The sequence below is a fragment of the Streptomyces sp. MBT65 genome, assembly GCF_016612545.1.
Lineage (GTDB): Bacteria > Actinomycetota > Actinomycetes > Streptomycetales > Streptomycetaceae > Streptomyces.
Map to the genome: position 1 here is coordinate 1 of NZ_JAENRY010000647.1, position 1,802 is coordinate 1,802.

Genomic DNA, 1,802 nt, shown 5'->3' on the forward strand with positions numbered 1-1,802 from the left:
GCCGCTCCCACCCCTTGCACGGCCCGCGCGGCCACCAGGGCGCCCGGCCCGTCCGCGAGCCCGCACGCCAGTGACGCCACCGCGAACAGCACCACCCCCACCACATGCACCCGCCGCCGCCCCAGAATGTCCGCCGCGGCCCCGACCCCCAGCAGGAGCGCGGCCAACGCCAGCGCGTACCCGTCGACCACCCACTGCAGATCGCTCAACGACGCGTGCAACGACCGCGCCACGTCCGGCAGCGCGACCACCACGATCGTCACATCCAGCAACAACATGAACGTGCCCAGGCACACCGCCGTCAGCGGTCCCCATGTACGCATTGCCCTCAACTCCCCTGTCCGGGTAGTGCAGTTCTCCGTACGATGGGCGCCACCCGGACGATCAACACCGTGTCGGTCACCGCACCGCCGGAATCCGACAGGAGAAGCCGTGCTGGAGATGGAATCCGACACCCTCGACCGGCTCGACCTGCAACTCCTCACGGCCCTGGAACTCAACGGCCGGGCCTCCTTCAGCCGCCTCGGCACGGTCCTCGGCGCCTCCGACCAGACCGTCGCCCGCCGCTACCGCCGCCTCACCGCCGAGGCCGGCCTGCGCGTCGTCGCCATCCGGGACGCCGAACGCCTGGGCCAGGACCAGTGGATGCTCCGGCTGCGCTGCGCCCCCGACAACGCCCTCACCGTCGCCGACGCCCTCGCCAAGCGCCCCGACACCGCCTGGATCGGCCTCGCCTCCGGCGGCACCGAGATCGTCTGCCTGACCCGCCCCCGCAGCCCCGGCGACTACGACGACCTCCTCCTCGGCAAACTCCCGCGCACCCCCAGCGTCCTGGGCATCCGAGCCCACCAGATGCTGCACCGCTTCTACGGCGGCCCCACGGGCTGGCTGCGCCGCTTCAAGGTGCTGGCCGACGACCAGATCGCCGCCCTCCTCCCCGCGCCTGAGCCCCCGTCGGGCCTCGCCCGCATCCACCCCGAGGACGAGGCCCTGATCGCCGTGCTCGAACGCGACGGACGCGCCGGCTACCCCGAACTCCAGCGCGCCACCGGCCGCTCCGAGTCCGCCGTCAAACGCCGGCTCGCCTCGCTGATCGGCTCCGGGGCGCTGTACATCGACATCGAGTAGGACTCGGAGGTGTTCGGATACCCGCGTGCGGCCGTCCTGTGGATCACGGCGACCCCCGCCGCGCTGCACTCGGTCGGCGAGGCACTGGCCACCCACGACGAGATCGCCTACGCGTCCGCGACGGCCGGCACGTCCAACATCGTCGTGACGGCCGTCGTGAAGGACACCGCGGGGCTCTACGACTACCTCAGCGGCCCCCTGGGACAGCTCGACGGGGTGCGTCAGGTGGAGGCGAGCCCCTTCCTGCGCCGGGTCAAACAGCTCACGTACCGGACGCTCCCTCTCAACTCGCCCTCCCTCAAAGTAAGTTCAAGATAAATCATGCGCAAAACCCAGCACCCGGAGATGTGAACCACAGTGTTCGGCGATCGAATGTGGCTCGTCCAAACCGATGCCGCAGGGATTTCCCGAAAGATCCTCTGGAAATAGTCTTCGGAAGTCCTTCCGGCGTGCCCCGAAGGGAATAATGAGTTGAAGACGAAAAACACTCATCGCCGGTCGCTGGGTCGTCACCGGAAGGTGGTCGTGGCCCTGGCGGCGGCGACGACCCTGCTCGGCGGCGCGATGTACGCCAACGCCAACGCCTCCTCCGTCACGTCCGATCCGACCACCAGCGCCTCCCCGTCGAACCCCGGATCGACCTCCCCGTCCGATCCCGTGGGTTTGGGTGCTGG

1 protein-coding gene and 1 pseudogene are annotated in these 1,802 nt (G+C 69.8%); one reads left to right on the forward strand and one right to left on the reverse strand.

Going from position 1 to position 1,802, the window contains the following annotated elements; all coding sequences use genetic code 11:
- Positions 1-323, reverse strand: a 323-nt coding sequence (locus JHN63_RS51305; protein WP_200691976.1) for an MFS transporter, incomplete at its 3' end; no start/stop codon positions are given.
- A gap of 118 nt (positions 324-441) precedes the next feature.
- Here JHN63_RS51305 and JHN63_RS51310 point away from each other — a divergent pair.
- A pseudogene (locus JHN63_RS51310) lies at positions 442-1,446 on the forward strand (Lrp/AsnC family transcriptional regulator).
- Positions 1,447-1,802 lie beyond the last annotated feature (356 nt).